The organism is Bremerella sp. TYQ1 (assembly GCF_020150455.1).
Lineage (GTDB): Bacteria > Planctomycetota > Planctomycetia > Pirellulales > Pirellulaceae > Bremerella > Bremerella volcania_A.
In genome coordinates this window covers 1,541,377-1,558,105 of sequence record NZ_CP083740.1, presented here as the reverse complement: position 1 = coordinate 1,558,105, position 16,729 = coordinate 1,541,377, and the positions used below count along the sequence as shown (strand labels likewise).

At 51.7% G+C, this 16,729-nt stretch carries 20 protein-coding genes, 1 tRNA gene and 1 other RNA gene; 5 read left to right on the top strand and 17 right to left on the bottom strand.

The window, feature by feature from the left end:
- Window positions 1-161: 161 nt before the first annotated feature.
- The 4 genes from dnaX to pyrF form a co-directional block, all read right to left on the bottom strand.
- On the bottom strand, window positions 162-1,937 hold the full coding sequence (gene dnaX / locus LA756_RS05730; protein ID WP_224438919.1) for a DNA polymerase III subunit gamma/tau: 1,776 nt from the start codon (window positions 1,935-1,937) through the stop codon (window positions 162-164).
- A 303-nt stretch (window positions 1,938-2,240) separates the two neighbouring features.
- An RNA gene (gene ffs, locus LA756_RS05725) (signal recognition particle sRNA small type) lies at window positions 2,241-2,330 on the bottom strand.
- Between the two features lie 97 nt (window positions 2,331-2,427).
- A complete protein-coding gene (locus LA756_RS05720; protein ID WP_224438918.1) occupies window positions 2,428-3,231 on the bottom strand; it encodes a TVP38/TMEM64 family protein in 804 nt (267 codons plus the stop codon).
- Window positions 3,232-3,328: 97 nt separating this feature from the next.
- Window positions 3,329-4,255: an orotidine-5'-phosphate decarboxylase gene (gene pyrF, locus LA756_RS05715; protein ID WP_224438917.1), complete on the bottom strand. Its 927-nt coding sequence runs from the start codon at window positions 4,253-4,255 to the stop codon at window positions 3,329-3,331.
- A gap of 143 nt (window positions 4,256-4,398) precedes the next feature.
- On the opposite strand from pyrF, the gene LA756_RS05710 reads away from it, so the two are divergent.
- Window positions 4,399-4,472: transfer RNA gene (locus LA756_RS05710), tRNA-Ile, on the top strand.
- Between the two features lie 11 nt (window positions 4,473-4,483).
- On the opposite strand, the gene LA756_RS05705 is transcribed toward LA756_RS05710, so the two are convergent.
- From LA756_RS05705 to LA756_RS27315, 5 genes are all read right to left on the bottom strand, one after another.
- On the bottom strand, window positions 4,484-5,704 hold the full coding sequence (locus tag LA756_RS05705) for a site-specific integrase (RefSeq protein ID WP_224438916.1): 1,221 nt from the start codon (window positions 5,702-5,704) through the stop codon (window positions 4,484-4,486).
- 331 nt (window positions 5,705-6,035) lie between these two features.
- Entirely contained in the window at window positions 6,036-6,278 is a 243-nt protein-coding gene (locus LA756_RS05700) for a helix-turn-helix domain-containing protein (protein WP_224438915.1), read from the bottom strand.
- 29 nt (window positions 6,279-6,307) lie between these two features.
- Window positions 6,308-6,532, bottom strand: a complete 225-nt coding sequence (locus tag LA756_RS05695; RefSeq protein WP_224438914.1) for a hypothetical protein — start codon at window positions 6,530-6,532, stop codon at window positions 6,308-6,310.
- 122 nt (window positions 6,533-6,654) lie between these two features.
- Window positions 6,655-7,383 (bottom strand): hypothetical protein, encoded by a 729-nt coding sequence (locus LA756_RS05690; RefSeq protein WP_224438913.1) that lies wholly within the window; start codon window positions 7,381-7,383, stop codon window positions 6,655-6,657.
- A 403-nt stretch (window positions 7,384-7,786) separates the two neighbouring features.
- Window positions 7,787-8,266, bottom strand: coding sequence for a helix-turn-helix domain-containing protein (locus LA756_RS27315; RefSeq protein WP_224438912.1), 480 nt, complete (start codon window positions 8,264-8,266; stop codon window positions 7,787-7,789).
- A 126-nt stretch (window positions 8,267-8,392) separates the two neighbouring features.
- Here LA756_RS27315 and LA756_RS05680 point away from each other — a divergent pair, with 126 nt between their 5' ends.
- From LA756_RS05680 to LA756_RS05665, 4 genes are read left to right on the top strand one after another with little or no spacing between them, the layout of a single operon-like run.
- Window positions 8,393-8,680 carry a hypothetical protein gene (locus tag LA756_RS05680; protein WP_224438911.1) on the top strand — a complete coding sequence of 96 codons (288 nt, stop codon included), beginning with the start codon at window positions 8,393-8,395 and terminating at the stop codon, window positions 8,678-8,680.
- Between the two features lie 30 nt (window positions 8,681-8,710).
- A complete protein-coding gene (locus tag LA756_RS05675) occupies window positions 8,711-9,220 on the top strand; it encodes a hypothetical protein (RefSeq protein WP_224438910.1) in 510 nt (169 codons plus the stop codon).
- 3 nt (window positions 9,221-9,223) lie between these two features.
- Window positions 9,224-9,424, top strand: coding sequence for a hypothetical protein (locus tag LA756_RS05670; protein ID WP_224438909.1), 201 nt, complete (start codon window positions 9,224-9,226; stop codon window positions 9,422-9,424).
- A complete protein-coding gene (locus tag LA756_RS05665; RefSeq protein WP_224438908.1) occupies window positions 9,408-10,079 on the top strand; it encodes a hypothetical protein in 672 nt (223 codons plus the stop codon). Before LA756_RS05670 ends, LA756_RS05665 begins: the two co-directional genes overlap by 17 nt.
- Window positions 10,080-10,152: 73 nt before the next feature.
- On the opposite strand, the gene LA756_RS05660 is transcribed toward LA756_RS05665, so the two are convergent.
- The 8 genes from LA756_RS05660 to LA756_RS05625 form a co-directional block, all read right to left on the bottom strand.
- Window positions 10,153-10,803, bottom strand: a complete 651-nt coding sequence (locus LA756_RS05660) for a hypothetical protein (RefSeq protein WP_224438907.1) — start codon at window positions 10,801-10,803, stop codon at window positions 10,153-10,155.
- Window positions 10,804-11,061: 258 nt separating this feature from the next.
- Window positions 11,062-11,409: a hypothetical protein gene (locus tag LA756_RS05655; protein ID WP_224438906.1), complete on the bottom strand. Its 348-nt coding sequence runs from the start codon at window positions 11,407-11,409 to the stop codon at window positions 11,062-11,064.
- Window positions 11,409-12,644 carry a tape measure protein gene (locus tag LA756_RS05650; protein WP_224438905.1) on the bottom strand — a complete coding sequence of 412 codons (1,236 nt, stop codon included), beginning with the start codon at window positions 12,642-12,644 and terminating at the stop codon, window positions 11,409-11,411. The genes LA756_RS05655 and LA756_RS05650 overlap by 1 nt, the downstream gene beginning before the upstream one ends.
- Before the next feature lie 92 nt (window positions 12,645-12,736).
- Window positions 12,737-13,795: a S49 family peptidase gene (locus tag LA756_RS05645; RefSeq protein ID WP_224438904.1), complete on the bottom strand. Its 1,059-nt coding sequence runs from the start codon at window positions 13,793-13,795 to the stop codon at window positions 12,737-12,739.
- Window positions 13,796-13,973: 178 nt separating this feature from the next.
- Window positions 13,974-14,564, bottom strand: coding sequence for a hypothetical protein (locus tag LA756_RS05640; protein WP_224438903.1), 591 nt, complete (start codon window positions 14,562-14,564; stop codon window positions 13,974-13,976).
- A 3-nt stretch (window positions 14,565-14,567) separates the two neighbouring features.
- Complete coding sequence (locus LA756_RS05635; RefSeq protein ID WP_224438902.1) at window positions 14,568-14,918, bottom strand: P27 family phage terminase small subunit; 351 nt, start codon at window positions 14,916-14,918, stop codon at window positions 14,568-14,570.
- Between the two features lie 163 nt (window positions 14,919-15,081).
- The gene (locus tag LA756_RS05630; protein WP_224438901.1) at window positions 15,082-15,612 is read right to left on the bottom strand and encodes a hypothetical protein; all 531 of its coding nucleotides are present in this window, start codon (window positions 15,610-15,612) and stop codon (window positions 15,082-15,084) included.
- Window positions 15,612-16,700: a phage major capsid protein gene (locus LA756_RS05625; protein WP_224438900.1), complete on the bottom strand. Its 1,089-nt coding sequence runs from the start codon at window positions 16,698-16,700 to the stop codon at window positions 15,612-15,614. The genes LA756_RS05630 and LA756_RS05625 overlap by 1 nt, the downstream gene beginning before the upstream one ends.
- Between the last annotated feature and the right edge of the window lie 29 nt (window positions 16,701-16,729).

Below are 16,729 nucleotides of genomic sequence, written 5' to 3'. Positions count from 1 at the left end.
AAACACGAGTTACCAAGTGCCTGACCCCCAATCAGCGACTGCTAACCTGAGGAAACTCGCAAGGCATCGCCACAAATGGCAATACGGCACCTAACCATGGCAAAGTGTAGGTCAGGATGAACCCTCCCTTACATGCGAAATTCGTGCCAACGCGAAAATTATTAGCCCGCGTCTTGGTCGCGAACGCCAGTTACTTCGGCGTCGAACATGTCCATCGCCTTCTGAACGAATGGGTCTTGTTCGGCAAGTTGTCGAGCTCGTAGACGCCCTTCTTGGGCCGAACGCTCGGGAGACATATGAGCATCTGCATTTCGGCTGCCACTAGGGGCATCGAGAACGCGAAACTCGATTGTATAGCTGTCTCCGCAGAGGTCCTGGAAAGCCTTCTCTAGGATTTCCTGACTCCGAGGACGTCGTAAAGCTTCGACAGCCGAATTATACGTCGAGAAAAAATCAACGACTAGTCGTTTTGGCCCAGAAATTGCTATGCCGTGGCCTTGCCGGGCATAATCGCCAATAAGCCCTGGCAGCTCTTCGACGATTTTTTTCCATACTGATTGAACATTTTTCTCAGTTATTGCCAGTTTGGGGGGAGAGAGCGACGTAGTCGTTGGTCGATTTTCAGCCGCCGTTGGCGGTTCTGGAACCGTTTGTGCAGGCGGCTTTTCCGCAGGGCGAATCGGAATCGTCGGAGGTGCCGTAGGAGCTTCTACGGTTGGTTCAGGCGTTTTTTTTTGAGGCGGTGCTGGCCGAGGCGTGGCCGAAGGCGTTTTGGCGGGAACGCCCCCTTCCTTCAGCGTAGCAATCAACGAGCCGAGGCTTTCCAAGTCGTCCAACTGACACAAGCGAACGACCGCGGCTTCGGCGAGAACTTGGCCGTACGTGCTACGGTGAAGTCGAACGAGTGTTTCGTCCAAGCATTGAACGGCTGCTAACAGTTTCGATAAGCCTGCTTGAGAGGCGAGCCCCTTGGCTTCATCGATGGAGCCGGGCGAAATTGTCTGCAGCAGATCAACAGAGCCGCCTGAGCCTAGGACCATGAGATCGCGGAAAAGTCGCAAGAGTTGTTCCAGCAACTGGCCAGGATCAACCCCTTCGGTAAACACCGAATGAACCGTCGCGAGCGCATTGGCGGCATCCGACGAAAGAACTTGGGCAGCCAAGTCGACAATCTTTTGATTGTCTGCCGTCCCAAGGAGGCGATGGACCGATTCAACTGTGATCTCGGAATCGCCGAACGCGAGGATCTGTTCTAAAAGGGATTGGCTGTCACGCATCGAACCGTTGGCACGACGTGCGATCAGCTTTAGCGCTTCCTCGTCGGCAGGGACGTTTTCCGTGTCAACGATGTGTCGAAGCCGACCAACGATATCCTCAGGTAGAATCCCACCAAAATCAAAACGTTGGCAGCGCGAAAGGACAGTGATCGGAATGCGTTCCGGGTCCGTCGTGCAGAAGATAAACTTCGCATGATCGGGCGGTTCTTCCAAGGTTTTCAGCAGCGCATTGAACGCTTCCTTGGTGAACATGTGCACTTCGTCAATGATGTAGATCTTGAAGCGAGCGCGACTCGGCCGAACATTGATGTTCGCACGGAGTTGGCGAATTTCTTCGATACCGCGGTTCGATGCACCATCGATTTCCAGTACGTCGACATCCTCGCCAGCGGTCACGCTTAGGCAGATCTCGCACTCGTTACATGGACTCGATGTTGGCCCTTTAACACAGTTAAGTGCCTTGGCAAAGATTCGTGCCGAGGAAGTCTTGCCGACACCCCGAGCCCCTGTAAACAGGTACGCATGCCCGACGCGGTTCCGAGAAATCGCATTACCTAATGCCGTGGCAACACGTTGTTGGCCGACAAGTTCTTCGAACGACTGCGGCCGATATCGACGCGCGACGACCAGATAATCGGGAGGAGTATTTTGCTCAGCCACGATCCCTCTAAACCGGCAAAGGAAATGAGGCGAGAATCCGACAGAAAGAAGTGCGGTCTCGCAAGTGCCAGGGCATCTTAAAACGAATCATTCGATGCAGTTTGACGCACCTTTCGGCGGGAATCAACCGTGGCAGTGGTTGATTCGGTCGGCCCTGTCGCGTCGAGCAACTGCCTTCAAGCAACCCACGCACAAGCGTTGCAAAGTTTTGGCTGCTCCAATTAAGGCCTTGACCAGGTAACCAAACTTCGCCTCGCGAGGGTTGCTCGAAAGCAGTTTCCTCATCGCTTTTCCCGACTGCCTTGGAGTGACCCTCGCACAAAAGTCCTCCAGGTATGGCTGCTCCAATTAAGGCCTGACCAGGTTGCTGAATTTCCCCTTGCGAGGGTCGCTCTAAGGCAGTTTGGGAAAACGCGTAAGCCTACACCCCGAATACAAATTTGTCAAAGGGGCCCTGCTCTTCCTGCGGTATTTCCCGAATGAAACGGCGTTAGCAAGCCGTTTCAGCATCGGCAGATTTTCCAAGCGATTGGTAATAATTGAGTCCCAGGCGAATCAGCAGTGGAATCACACCCATCGCGGCTATCCCAACCATCAACTGCCAGGAAAGAACGGACGAGATCCCCTCGTCGACGACCTTCTGCAAATTAGGCAGCGATTGGCCAATCCAAACAAAGATAATCAGTGCCGGCAGCATGCTGAGTTGGCTGACCCACCAAAACGTTTTCAGGCTGATCGGTGATAATCCCATCACCAAGTTGACCAGGATAAAGGGAATCTGCGGGATCAACCGGGAGATGAAAAGGTAAAACGCGGCGTTCTGCCGAAGTTCCGCATCAAACTTTTTAAGCGTGCCACTAAGCCACGACTTCATCCGGGATCGCAGGAAGTAGCGGCTGTTTAGGAATGCCAAAGCCCCACCGGCTGTTGAGCCAAAGCTGGCTAGTACCAAAGCCGGCACGAAATCAAAACACCAGCCGACAATGATTGTCATTGCGGCACCGAGTGGAATCCCGATCGCGAATGCCAGGGTGTAAATGATGAAAACAATACTGTAGACCACGTAGGGATGATCTGACTGAAACGAGCGCAGATTGGCTTCCTGACTGGCGAGATATTCCAACGAGACATATTCACCTAGCTGCCAATACGCGATCAGCAAAAGTGACGCGATTCCAAGGACCCACGCGGCCCGAAAGCCCCAGGCCTTCAAGCGAGGTGAGCTTTCGATTTGGTCCGGCGATTGAAGCCGGTCGCGCATTTCAGCGTCGATCTGCGTTTTGGCGGTTTCCATGCTGTTTTGTCTCTTTTGACGAGGCGATTGCCTGGGGAGTCATTCAGAGTACAGCAATTCGCATGCCGCTATTAGACGCATGCCGGAACATAAGGAATTACGCTTTCAGCTTTCCAGCAGTGGTCTCGGCTTGCAGATCAGCAATCATCTCGAGCGTCGCATCTTCGACGGCGCGTTGCCACTGCGATGGTTCGTACTTCGATGCAAACGGCTCACGCGAATAAGCGAAGATGATACCGCGAGAATTATTTACGATCGAACCTAGGCCGGCGTCGTTAAACCCTCCTGCGACATCCTTCGCCCCACCCCCTTGGCTGCCATAGCCAGGAACGAGGAACCAGGTGCTCGGCATCGCTTGGCGAAGTTCGGCCAACTGTTCTGGATAGGTCGCACCTACGACCGCGCCGACTGCTCCGAGCCCACATTCGCCGATCGTTTGCTTCGCCAATCCTTCTACGTAGGCGCCGACGTGACGATAAATTGGTTGATCGTCGACGACTAAGTCTTGCAGCATCTTGCCGCCAGGATTGGAGGTTTTCACCAGGCAAAACAGACCGGCATCGTTTTGCGTAGCAGTATCAACAAAGGGAGTCAGGCTGTCGTCTCCCAAGTAAGGACTGATCGTCAAGCAATCGGCTTGCCAAGGACTGTTAGCCCCCAGCATCCCTTTCGCGTAAGCGGTTGCGGTCGATCCAATATCGTTTCGCTTCGCGTCGAGAATAACTAAGAGGCCTTTTTCGCGGGCATATTGAATGACCTCGGCCAATACAATCATGCCAGCAGGCCCAAGTTCCTCGAAAAACGCGGACTGAGGCTTCACTGCCGGCACATGTTCGCAAACGGCATCGATGATTTCACGACAGAAGACCAAGTACAGGCCAGCTTTGACCTTAGGATCATGTGTTCCACGATGATCGCCCAGTAATGCCTGGGGAAGCGATTCGAATCGCGGATCCAAACCTACAACAACTGGAGCAGCAGTCCGAACAATCCCGTCACGAAGCCGATCCGAAAAATTGGCCATTTCCCATCACCTTTCCGAAAGCAAACCTGTCTAGCTCTAAGAGGTTAAACCGTAAGCCAGAAGTGTGAAAGGTACCCATCCCCCGGACTAGAAGGAAGCGGCAGGTGAAGATACACTAAAAACTCGCGTGTCAAAGCACGTAAGGGCCAGTAGCTCAGTTGGTTAGAGCAGGGGACTCATAATCCCTTGGTCGCGGGTTCAAGTCCTGCCTGGCCTACTCATAACCCCTTATTTGGAAACGTTTTCCGGTGTCTCGCTGTCGCCGGAATTCGTTCCATCTGGGCTAGCGTTCATAGAATCGTTCATTCTTGCCGCTTCCCATACAGCGTCGGCTACACTCTCGGCTTCCTGCCCAACATAGAACATCATCGTGGTGTTAATGCTCTCGTGACGCATCAGGGCTTGGAGCACGGCTGGCATGACTTTACGGGACCATCGATGTCCAAATGATCGACGTAGGTCATGAGCGCTGGCGTACTTTACGATAGGTTCTTCGGTTCCATCTTCCAGCGTGCGGACCTTTCCGGTGTCCTTCACCTTCACCCCTGCCGCCTCGCCAATCTCGCTGATCCGTTTTCCGATTCCAAAGACGCATGTCATAGGAACGTTGTCACGTCGACGAAGCGGAAACACGCGACCACGCCGTTGGCTTTCTGGCGTCTTCTGTAGAAACTCCACGAAATCGGGCGTGATGGGCAATAGGCGGTCCTTGTAGCCCTTCTCTGCTTCGGCGGGGATCATCAGCATGGGGCGTTTTAGGTCTAGGAGAACGACAATCCCTTTATCGCCTTCCCAGTAAAGATTGAGGGCTTCACTGATTCGCAGACCAGATAGCCATAGACCGCGAAGTAGATTTTCCCAATCGGTCGCAACATCTACCCCGCAAACCTTCGGCACCTTGGCAACCATCCGGTCGAACTCTTCGCCGCTGATCGGTCGGCCCTTCATGATGCTGGCGCCCTTCACTCGCTTGGGCATTTTGATTTTCGGCTGCTGGTGAATCATGCCCATGCCGACGCCCCATCGCAGAGCCGACTTTAAATGTCGAAGGTAGCAAGCCAGTGTCGCCTCGCTGGTGCCGCTCTCACGCACTTTCGTCTGGAATTCGCTTATCAACTCAGTCGTAGCATCGCGTAGACTGACAATGCCTGTGATGGTTTGAAAGCGATTGAATGCGCCTTGGTACTTTGTGGACGTGGCTGGTGCCAAGCCGGCGCAGTGCTCGAGCAAAAAGCGGTCGGTGAATTCTTCCCACGTGATCTTCGAAGGAGCCTTATAGCGACCACTGCGAAGCTCATCCTCCCACTTGCCGGCGAACTTGTCAGCATCTCTTTTGCTGGTGGTCTTAGTCGATCGGAACTTCTGTTTTCCTGTGATGGGATCCACGTAGTAGGCCATCCAGAATGGTCGGCCTTCACGCTTAGTGATCAGTACCTTGATGTCTTCCACGTTCGCGGTCCCTTTCCTGATTTTATGTGGCTTTAATAAATCAGCTTGGTCGAAACTTCGAATAGGTTAGAAATCATTCCCCTGCAACCGGAGTCATCAAGGATGATTAGAGACGAAATTGGTAAAACACTTACTATCATGACACGATTGCTTGCGAGGGAAACCGTAATGCTATGGAGCATACTGCCTCGCAGAATCCAAGAAACTATACAGCTAGTAGCCATGCTGGCATTGCTGGTGGTCTCTTTGGTGATTTGGTGGAACTCCTAATTGCCTGCCATGCTCGCGTGAAAAGCCCAAGCGTTATGCGAGGGCTGTTGTGGTTAGTGATTCACTCCTTTATTTCAGCGGTTGAATCAATGGCGTCGCGTTCCTGTTCGTGCAGTCGATCAATCCATTTCTGAACTTGCTTGGGGCTGTATCGAACACTTGATCCAATCCGAACAGTTGGTAACCCGAAATCACGCTCCCACTCTTGAATAGTGCGTGCGGAAATCCCAAGTGATTTTGCCAGTTCTTCTTTGCGAAGTAGCAGGCGTTCAATTGGCGCGATACGTTTTGATTCGTCTTCCACTTTGTAGCCCTTCTCACGAGTTTTAGCATTCAGTTGTTTTTGCTCTTGGATTGCTCGTCTCCGAGTCGTCCTAGAAACGCATGAAATGAATCGCCAGTGACCCAGCCAACACGGCCAACATAAATGACCGTGAGCCCCTTCTCTTTTGCTTCTCTTAGGGCCTTTTGCCCCATGTTTGCGATGCGCATGAACTCTGTAAGACGGTAACACTTCCCGCACTCAATGACGCCTTCGACTTTGATTTGAGTTGGCATGGCTGGGTTCCCCCGATTGATTCTAAAAAGCTCCCAGTATCGCTTGGGAGCTTGTTGAGTTCAAAAAACAGGGCCTCATGCCCCAGCATCATGCTGCCATCGTGGCTATCTAAACTCGGCCCTCACGTGCGGGACGAGGTTGGTTGTAGCTTTGCCGCTTCGACTTCAGCCAGCTTCGATTCAAGAGCTTGAATCATGCCGCGAAGGTGATTGGCGGTCTGGTCCTCCATTGATCCATTCCGATCGTCGAAAGACGCACGATAGTAGTGCATGTCGACCTCGGGAATCGTCATGGTTACTTCGTGGACATGACCACGCGTGTCATCGATTGGACTACCAGCCTTGTCGACAGCGTAATCCTTTGGTCGCTCCGACGTGCTGATTCCCTCGCAGATATAGCGAAAGTTTCGACAGGTGCCAGAGGTTGCTTCGTGCCAAGCTTCCATGTTCTTGGCAATCGCATCATTGTCCCATCCCTTGGGCGGATAGGGGTAATTTTCGGCAGGCAAGTTGATTAGCTGCTCGATCATTTCGTTCAGTTCTGAAACGATCCTCTGGAACGCGGAAACGGCCTCAGTAAGTGGTGGGCCATCTAGGTCACATATCCAGACGTGAAGATAGCCGTGCTCATCGTTCTTGAACTCATAGTGGAACGAATGAACATGTCCCTGGGTGTTGGGAATGATCTCGTCGTCCTCGTCATCGATGTCGCTTCCAGATAGCCAGCTGCGGGCATCTAGATAGCCTTCCAGCCCTGGCACCAGCTGAACCCTGGGAAACTCTTCCTCCCACTTGTCAGAGGTTGTGGCAAGCTTGTGTAGCTTCGTGGAATCCTTCGTAGCTCGAATCATCTTGATTGCTCCATTCAGCACTTCGAAAAAGAAAAGGCAACACTAGCTTATTGCCAGAGTTGCCCTAGACTTTTTTGGTGCTGATACGGCAACAGCCCGAACCCCCGGGTAAGAACCCTTGATCTCACTCAAGGGCGCGTCGCCTTCTCTCCCCACCCAATGATGGATCACAGATAATGAACGGACGCACGAAGGCTCGGGCTGTTGCCCTTTGTAGTTTCCTACAAACATAGTTTTTCCCGAAATGTGAGATAATGGTTGGTTCCGGTGAGTTCTTACGCTCAATCGGGCCAAATCAGGAACATTCATAATCGCTTTCCAGGTCGTTCGCGTCAATAGGTTTAGGGTGTTTCTATCTGTGTGAATCACACAGATGCTATCTGCGGATTTTCCGCAGATAGGTCTATCTGTAAACATTTACAGTACGATTCTGCGTATCTGTCCAAATGAACAGATGGCCATCTTGCCTGTCTGTATGTTGCATCTTGCTCGTAGACGGTGCCGTTGCGTTCGACGAGACGTTTTGGCTTTTCCATCTGGAAGTTTCTTCCAGATAGCCCTCCATCGATCGCCCATACCCACGCCCATCACCAGCAATTACCACCTTGGGAAACTCTTCAATCCGTTCACCTCGCGTCATCGCGCAATACATGCACGGCGCCAACACCTTCGCCCCACACGATGGACACCGCTGATACTTGCTGGCGGATTCAGTCTTCTTCTCGTGGTACGGCGACAACGGGTGCCGGCCATCCAAGATTGAGTTAACCGCTGTTTGGCTGATACCGAATTGGCCAGCTACCTCGGTCTTCGTCTGGCCTTCATCCAGCAGCTTTAAAATCCGATCGACTTCGGTCTTCGTTAGTTTCGGGTGTTTCGTCATCTTTTTTTGCTCGCTTCATCCCCCTCGGTTGGCTATCATCTTTCCTTGCCGGGGGCGCCTGCGTCGAAACGTAATTGACGTAAGCACACCAGAATTGCCCCCGGCATTTTTTCCAAAGGGGAAGGCATGGCACCATTTGTTTATGCGGGTCACGTCCAGACGATTCCAATCAAGGGTCCCGACGAAGGCGGCAAGCCATTCATCGATTACCTTCCAGAAGAAACGGACGATATCGACGAACTCAAAAAGACTTGTGAGTTCATCGCGAGGTATTATGGCATCGCTATCGCGACCGTTCGTTACGTTGAGTACACGTACAACGATGGCAAAGACTGGCTTGAATGGGGCCAGTTCCAAGTGCTTAGAAATGGCGAGTGGGAAAACCACGGTATGCCCGACGAGGTGTACTTTTGATCTTCGACCAAGCCAAACTGTTGAAATACCATGCGTCCGCCACCACGTAACACTTCGCCAGCCATTCTTTGGATCGTAGCTATCTCTCTTATTGCCGTAGCAGCCATCGGCATTGGTACGCTTTTGATTCTCGGCAGTGCAGCAGACGATAATCCTCCACTCGATAAATTTGGCCATATGCCGGATCAAATGACAGGAGGTCCATGGATTGGCGTGGTATTTGAGGTATCTAGTCGTCTTCGCAACGACATTGAATCCATTGCAAAAGCCAGTAACCCAGAGTTGCAGGACATGCTGATGGACGACATTAAGCATCATCGAAGCCATCACGATCGAGTCGTAGGTGTGACATGTCGTGTCACCGAATTCGATGGGGGTGAAATGCCTGAAAAGAATGTGGACATACGATACATTCGCACTCCTTCCTTTGATGGCGAGAAGATGTTTTATCGGCCTATTTACGCTGAATATGGAAATCAATTGATCCTCGATCTTCGAAGTGAACCAGAGGTTGCTACTGTCTTGGCTGAATGGAAATAAGTAATGGTTCTCGACCAAGTAAAAGCCCTGGAAGCCCGCTGGCGTGACGTGAATAAGCGTCTTGAACTGTTACGCGTTGATCGATGGTGGCATGTTGGCAGCAAGGAAGACTGCAAAGGTCGAATGCTGCTTGAGCTTGACGAGATTGAATACGAGCTTGGTTGCATTCAGAACGGTTGTGGCATAGATGGATCCGAATACTGAATTTAACATTGCCTGCCTGCGGATTTTCCTTCAGCTCGTCACTGTTGCTATCACAGTGTTCGGTGCTTGGTGGGCACTGGTCACATGGGAGCATTCCAATATTCTTAAGCAGGCCGAACTTGGCAGGCAACTTATCGACAGTCTTCGCAGCAATCAACGCTGCGAAAATGCCTTGGCAATACTGCAGGGCGATTACTTCGAAGTCGAATTCTATGGGGACACGAAATTTATTTGCCACAAGCCGGTAGATAGCTTTCAGTGGATGATTACCACGAGATGCGCTTTCCATCGGTGGGATGACAAAGAAGCCCAGAAGGACATGGAAATATTTATTCTTCGCCAGTTGTCCGAGTTCCATCGATATATGTCTCTGATACAAAGGGCGATTGATGCAAAGCAGACGACACTGCAGGCGGTAGAAATTCCTCTTCGCAATAGCTTGGAGGTACTGATGTCGTATGACGAAGAGCATTCCATTGCTGATGAATATCTTGAGTATTTGGTTTCAACAGCAGATCGCGATGCGATCGTCTTGATTGAAGATCTTTTTCCCGATGACGCAAAGACATCGCATTGGTTCCACGACTACCACTTCTATGGTCGTGAGACACGCGCGGAGCGAGCAGTGAGAGACACTTATTCCCAGAAGAAATAAACCCTCCTTTCCGAAAGTACCACATCGCTGAGCGTTCAACTTCCGCGTTTCGCGAATGCCGCACAAGCACTAATCAATCCTTCTTGTCGAACTCTGACAGTTCATAAAACTTGCTTGCATCAATCGGCATTCGCCGTAGTACCTTAACCGTATTTGTGCCTCGCGGGGTGTTGTACGTCTCAGTACCATCCACCAGGAACACGCCACTCATTTCAACTGTGGCACCATCGGCTACATTGTCGAATGGAACTCCGGCCAACCAAAAGAACACTTCCCCGCCGCTCGGTGTCACTTTCTTAGCAAGAGCGTTTTGGCGGTCGACCACCTGAGTAATAATCACAACTTCCTTGCCATGGAAAACGCTTTTATCTGGAAGCACGGCCCACGATAACGGGAGGTTTGGCAGTTTCTTTCGTCCCATTATTTCGAGCACGTTGCTTGCGGTATCAACGGCTTCTTGTTCACCTCGCTGAAGTGCTTGGGACTTCTCTTGTGGGCTTGGGAAGTAAAACTGATCGTCTCGCTTTTCCCCTTTGGCGGGCGCAGCCGGATCGATCTTAGCTTTGTGATACTCCTTTACGCGTTGGTTTACTTCCGTCGCGACCCTAACTGCCTGATTGATAAGGTGCTCTCTGAACGCCCATGAGATCCGAACGTATTCTTCTTGAGGTGGGCTATCCTTTTTGAACTCTTTGGATTTCCAAAAGTCTTCCACGAGTTTCATGTGCGGCCCTTCTAGCTCTGCAATTGCTTTTCTCGTGCGAATAGCTTTCTGTTCAGCCTGAAATCCCCGAACGGTCCCACGCTCCACGGCTGGCGATTGAGCGAGGATAGAAGACGGAACTATCACGGCAAGAATTCCAGCAACCAGGCAAAGCTTTTGAGGTTTCACGTACATGCCCCTTTTTTGAATCGTGAATAGAGTTTTTGGCTAACACGTGATCCTATCAACTTGCAATTCTACATGCACTGAAATCACGATTTAATCTTTGTCGTCCAGCTCTTCATTCCGTTGAATCAACGATGCAAGTGACATGCGTGCACCTCTCATCGCGAGTTCGTTGCATTCCAACGGGTCAACCTCTTCACCATCCCGTAGTCGCTGATTCATCTCGCGAATTTCTTCCAGTAGAGCGGTCGCCTGTTCAAACCTCTGTCGCTCCCGCAGCAAAGACGACTGAGCTAATTCATTCAAATTGTCGTAAGTGAGCTCAACCCCTTGCCGTTTGGCCTCCACGTACGAACCCAGGGCCATACGTAGCACGTGGATCGGACTTTTTTCGGGGAACTGTTGTTCGTAACCGTAGACGTATTCGCTTGCTTTCAACACTAAACTCTCCTTCGTGTAACCTGAGGGGCGCTTTCCTTGGTTGCCTGTATCTGTTGGTCCATCTTTTCAAGTATCCGCTTACCTAGCTCGATGATCCGTCGATCTCTGTCATTGACTTCTCGCTGGGCCGCTAGGGCTGCCGAAAAGCCCTCTGTCGTTCTCCGCTCAAACGCTCCAGCAGGACCACCGAATCTCATCCCGCTTACATCGCGTGCAATCGATGCTATATCAATGAAATCTTTCTTTAGTTCTTTGCCGCTTTGCTTAAGGCTTTCCCCCATTTCGTCAAGCATCATTGCCGGAGCCTTGAATGCTTCTGTCGCCAAGTCGACTCGCTGGAAGTTGTCCGCTACCCCTAGAAGTTCCCTCATGTTGCGGGCAGCGTCAGAAAGGTGTTTAACCAACGGAATTGCCCATCGGAGCATTTCCTTTAGTAACTCGTTCAAGATTCCCCAGTTCTCTTTCGCAATCAATGCGAGTTCATCCGTAAATGTCGACCACAAGCCATGAAGCGTCTGGGACTGCTTCTCCATCATTCCGCCGAATTGCGAGCCCTCAGAGGTTAAATGTTGGAAAGCTGCTTGCAATTGGGTGAATCCGACTTTCCCATCCTTCACCATTTCTCGAATGTTGTCGGTTGACGTTTTAAGGGTATCCGCCAGCGCCTGAACAATCGGAATACCTCTCCCTTGGAACTGATTAATGTCTTCAGCGAACAATCGCCCCTGTACCTTCGCTTTGCCAAAGATCTCTGCAATCTCATTGAGGGGAGCTCCGATTCCTGAAGAAAGATCGCCGAGCATCTTCATGGTCGACATGATGTCACCAGCTTGGACGCCAAACGCGGTCAACTGCCGTGTCGACTGTACAAGTTCTTCAGTTCCAAATGGCGTAGCCGCGGCGAATTTCTCCAGGTCGCTCAGTAGTGTTTTCGCTGCATCCATGCTTCCCAACATGGTTGACAGTGCTACTTCAGCTTGCTCAGCGTCGGAGGCAAGTTGGACGCCCCATTTTGCACCACCTACCATTAGGCCCAACGCACCAAGTGAAGCTGTGAGCGCAAGCACTTTTGGGTTTATCAAGGTGAGACTCTTGGAAATACTGCTGCTCATGGTGGATACATTTCCACTAAAGCCCTTAACGGTCTTCCCCGCCTTATTGAAGTCGCTCTTCAGCTTATTCCATGAAGCCGAAAGCATGATTTTCAGATTGGCGATGACGTTGCTTGCTGCCATTATTCGCTGCCTCTTTTAAACGTGTTAGCCGTTCTCATGGCGACACACCGCGAGTACGACTAACACGCCCATCGGTGTGTCCTTAATCAAATTCAACGGCTGCCATTGCCATTGTGTAAACCTGCCGTGAGTTGTTTGATTCGGTCTACCTTTTCGCGATCTCTTCTCTGTAGTACGAGCTGATCGCGTCTCGCGTCACTCATGTGCTCAAATTGGCTCGCATACCCGTTGTGCCAAGCCTCTTGCAACTTTTCGGTGAACCTAGCATCGTTGGTCATAGATCGCACTGAACGCTGGCCTTTTTCGTTCGATGATTGAGCTATTAGGTTTGGAAGCGTGCGAATGCCGTCGAATAAACCCGCTGCAACTGCCTGCCTGGCGACCATCGTTCGACCCTGGCCAAAGTTCTCTTCGACGTAAGAAACAGACACACCACGATTGCGGGCCACGGTACGCACGAAATCGCTATTAAGCTCGTTTATCTGGCTTTGAATGTACTTTTCCGATTCTGGGGTTAGGGGCTGAAAGCTATTTCCCTCTGCCTTGAATTTGCCAGCCTTTATGATCTTTATCTTGATACCCATTTTTTTCAGCATCTCGGATTCATCCACGTGCATTGTGTATGTTCCAATGCTGCCTCCATCGCCTGAAGGAGTGACATAGAATCGATTCGCAGCACTTCCAAAATAGTATGCTGCCGATGCTGCTAACGGGTTGGCGATTGCTACGACTGGGGTTTTCATGCTCGCTACCAAGATGCGGTCGGCTAGTTCAATGTTACCTGCCGCCGTTCCACCTGGACTGTCGATATCGAGGATAATGCGAGAGATGCCCTTAGTGTTTGCTGCTGCTTCTATGGCATCGCCAATGCGAACCGTATTCACACCAAAATGAGAATCGAAATAGACCGTCGTTCCATGAATTGGGATGATTGCCACGCCACCACGTGCCTTAGGTTCTGGGTGTTGCCGACTGGCTCGACCTCCTGCCATCTCGGTAAGAAGATGGCGATATCCCTCTTCTGTGATAGCGAGAACTTCATTGTTCCTAAACGGACTGACGATACGGTTTTCCATGGTTAGCTTTAATTCGTTTCTATCTTGAGTCGCTGGAAGTATTCCATCAGGGTGGAACGAATAGCCTCGATGCATCGAGAGTCATCCTGGCATTCGATAACTTTGTTAACGGCAACTTCCGGGCTGGATTCATCGATCCAGAAGTGCCCCCAGTTCGCGTTCTCTCGATTCAACTCGTGCCCCTCCAACCACAGCAATCGTGCTCTGCTCACGACTGCTGCGGCTGGGGGATTTGAGGCATTGCCAAGGATGTTCATACTTTGATCCCGTGCTGTTCAAGTGTTTCCTGGTATTCCTTGCCGGCATCGGTCCCAGCCTTCACTTCGGCTACCATCTCGTCCCATAGCTGCTGCTCTTCGTCGTTGAACAATCTGAGACGGTACAAGTAGCAAAACTCGAGCTCGTATGCGTAGTTCTCAGCGTGGAAGTTACCTTCCTTGTCTCGAAATCCACCGATCACTGCTGGCTTACCCATGTAGAGCGAGTTTGGATTCTTGAGTGGTCCGGATCCACCTTCCGCCCATGGCAAGTCACCAATGCTTTCCAGGTAGGCGGTACGCTCTGGATTGTCGAACGGATGAACATCGGAAATACAACGCCGACGTTCAGGTGCGTCCCACTCCCACCAAGCCCACGGACGTTTCCAAGCCACTTCGAAGGTCAGGACATCGCGGTATTCCTCCCACAATTTCCTGGCGGCTTCGTCGTCGACTTGGTCCCACTGACCAAATGGAACAAGCAGATCCGAGCAAGCAAAAGCGAAGTGAGACCGCAGGTATTCGATGTCCGCTTCGGTCGCTTCGCTAACCCGTCTTCGCTTCGCTTTTCGTCGAACTCGTGGCATGTCCTACCGTCTCCGTGATGCATTAGGGGTGATCGCCGGTGGCCGTGATTCCCCACCGCTTGGTGCGTCTACGTCCAAGGCCAAGTCGCGAAGCAGCCGAGCGAATGCAATTCGAGCATCCCTTTCGATAGCCACTTCAGGGCGTGCCTTGGGGCTGCCAAAACGATCGATATAAGTGATGCCATGTTGCTGAATTGCCTCCCTTGCTTCCTCTGCACGGTCCCAGGCTTCGCTCGCAAGCGTCAGCAGTTTGACGTGGTATGATTCCAGTTCGAAGTCGTCTAAAACGGCTAAGAACCACTGCTGGGTGGCCTCTCGAAGGTGTGACGGTGCTTTGCTCTTTCGCTTTGCCATTTTTTTATTGATCCGGGTACGTCCGAAAGCGTGTTTGGTGTAAGCATCGGTCTAGCTGGTCAGTTGCCAGAAATGCCGATGCCCCTACCAGGGGGCGCCTGCAGCCGTGGCACCAGCCGCTGAAAGTGAAAAAACGACTGGCACCATGGACTGCGAGCAACAATCATTTCGCCTTGTCTTGGCTATAAGTCTCAAGGATCTCATCCACGACTGTTGGCTGCCGGTTCTGCTCTGTGACCTCGCCGCCCTCGCACAAGTCATCAAGTGAAGCAAACAGCGTTGGATTATCCTTAATGCGATCGCGAAGGTTGTACTCGAGTCGTGCGTAATCCTCCCAACGCCTTCGCATTGCCAGATACTTCCGCTGCATGCCTCGCATCTGTTCTCGCATTTCATCCCGTTGGCGCTTCAGGTCCTCGGCATCCTTCGCCACTTCCTGGGCTTCCTCTGGTGAAATGCAGTTGCCCATCTGCTCGCGATAGACTTTGACCCTCTTCATGACTTTCAAGTCCCACTTGACCATGTGCCATGGGCGATTGATTCGCTCGTACGCTTGCTCCAATTCCTTGAAGTCAACTTCGCCATCGCCATCGGTGATCTTGTCTATAGCCGAACGGATGAACTCGTAAGCCTGTTTGCGTTTATTGGCGCCAACGAAATAACGCCGTGGTTCTTTTTCTTTGATATCAGACATTAGCGAGCCTCTAAGGTTACAAAAGGTGAAAGGGTGTTAGCGCCGTACTTGGGCGTCAGTGTTGATAGCCACCAGGGCGTTGAGTCGATCTCAATCCAGAACCGAAAAGCTGTTTGGCTTTCCACGAATCGCACGTGGATACTTGCTTCGCCACGGAAACCGCCGTTTATCGCAACAAGATATTCACGCCAGTTGCCCAGCACGATGTCGCCGCGATTACCCAGCGTTTGGCAGAACTCGGTTAGAATCAACGGACGTCCATGTAGCAGTCCCACGGCTCGCACGCCTTGCGCTGGCTTAAACAAGAACTCGTCGCTGTTGGTCCCAACAATATGGGCCTGGGAAATCTGCGGCAGACAATCATGATTCGCCAACCAAATCGCGTCCTGATAATTCCAACAGCGACTGGCCATATCGATGATGTTATTTCCGGTGATTGTATCTGCCGGTTGCATCGACTCCTTTTCAACCTCGATCGTGCAAGGCGAATCGACTACGCCAGTTGGCTGTCCTGCACCAGTGCCGTTTAAACGGTCATCCAGGGTAGCCCAGCCGATCTCCTCTTGAATTGCCGTTGCCAACAACTGCTGGAAGTCCGGGGTCGACGAAGAGACGAGACGATCGGAAGCAAATGACAATGCACCTAGATAGGATGGCTCAAGCTCAATAGAGAAAAACTGACCGCGAGTTGGTTCATCTGGTTGTGTCTCCGCACGTCGGCCAACAGTGATACCGCCTGTGCTGCTTGTATCTCGCCCGCTCATTTCAAAGCGGGCAGGAACTCGCACGCGATAGGCATCGGTCTGAATCACGCGAACGAATGGTGAGGTTGGATCGTCGAAATCAAGCGACTGGATCGATGGGCTCCATTCTGTTGGCATCGTGAAGCCGCCGCGGGGATCGCTGTAGACTCCGTGCTCGTCGGATCCTGCTGCTTGAACGCCCACTTTCTCGAATCCGTTCAGCCTCGCGTCCTTGCTCTTGGGATTTAGAGTTGCCTTGCGAACTGAATCCAGGAACTCGCCTGGATTCTTGAAATGGTTTTTGGGCTGCTGGGCGATAATCTCGCCTTTGTTGTGGAACCCCATCTTTCAGAATCTCCGTATGTGACGTGATG

Excerpts from the sequence above, each read along its gene's own strand:
- LA756_RS05720 (WP_224438918.1), bottom strand. The coding sequence starts at position 3,231 with ATGGAAACCGCCAAAACGCAGATCGACGCTGAAATGCGCGACCGGCTT.
- pyrF (WP_224438917.1), bottom strand. The coding sequence starts at position 4,255 with ATGGCCAATTTTTCGGATCGGCTTCGTGACGGGATTGTTCGGACTGCT.
- LA756_RS05695 (WP_224438914.1), bottom strand. The coding sequence starts at position 6,532 with ATGCCAACTCAAATCAAAGTCGAAGGCGTCATTGAGTGCGGGAAGTGT.
- LA756_RS05690 (WP_224438913.1), bottom strand. The coding sequence starts at position 7,383 with ATGATTCGAGCTACGAAGGATTCCACGAAGCTACACAAGCTTGCCACA.
- LA756_RS27315 (WP_224438912.1), bottom strand. The coding sequence starts at position 8,266 with ATGACGAAACACCCGAAACTAACGAAGACCGAAGTCGATCGGATTTTA.
- LA756_RS05680 (WP_224438911.1), top strand. The coding sequence starts at position 8,393 with ATGGCACCATTTGTTTATGCGGGTCACGTCCAGACGATTCCAATCAAG.
- LA756_RS05675 (WP_224438910.1), top strand. The coding sequence starts at position 8,711 with ATGCGTCCGCCACCACGTAACACTTCGCCAGCCATTCTTTGGATCGTA.
- LA756_RS05670 (WP_224438909.1), top strand. The coding sequence starts at position 9,224 with ATGGTTCTCGACCAAGTAAAAGCCCTGGAAGCCCGCTGGCGTGACGTG.
- LA756_RS05665 (WP_224438908.1), top strand. The coding sequence starts at position 9,408 with ATGGATCCGAATACTGAATTTAACATTGCCTGCCTGCGGATTTTCCTT.
- LA756_RS05660 (WP_224438907.1), bottom strand. The coding sequence starts at position 10,803 with ATGAAACTCGTGGAAGACTTTTGGAAATCCAAAGAGTTCAAAAAGGAT.
- LA756_RS05650 (WP_224438905.1), bottom strand. The coding sequence starts at position 12,644 with ATGGCAGCAAGCAACGTCATCGCCAATCTGAAAATCATGCTTTCGGCT.
- LA756_RS05645 (WP_224438904.1), bottom strand. The coding sequence starts at position 13,795 with ATGCATCGAGGCTATTCGTTCCACCCTGATGGAATACTTCCAGCGACT.
- LA756_RS05640 (WP_224438903.1), bottom strand. The coding sequence starts at position 14,564 with ATGCCACGAGTTCGACGAAAAGCGAAGCGAAGACGGGTTAGCGAAGCG.
- LA756_RS05635 (WP_224438902.1), bottom strand. The coding sequence starts at position 14,918 with ATGGCAAAGCGAAAGAGCAAAGCACCGTCACACCTTCGAGAGGCCACC.
- LA756_RS05630 (WP_224438901.1), bottom strand. The coding sequence starts at position 15,612 with ATGTCTGATATCAAAGAAAAAGAACCACGGCGTTATTTCGTTGGCGCC.
- LA756_RS05625 (WP_224438900.1), bottom strand. The coding sequence starts at position 16,700 with ATGGGGTTCCACAACAAAGGCGAGATTATCGCCCAGCAGCCCAAAAAC.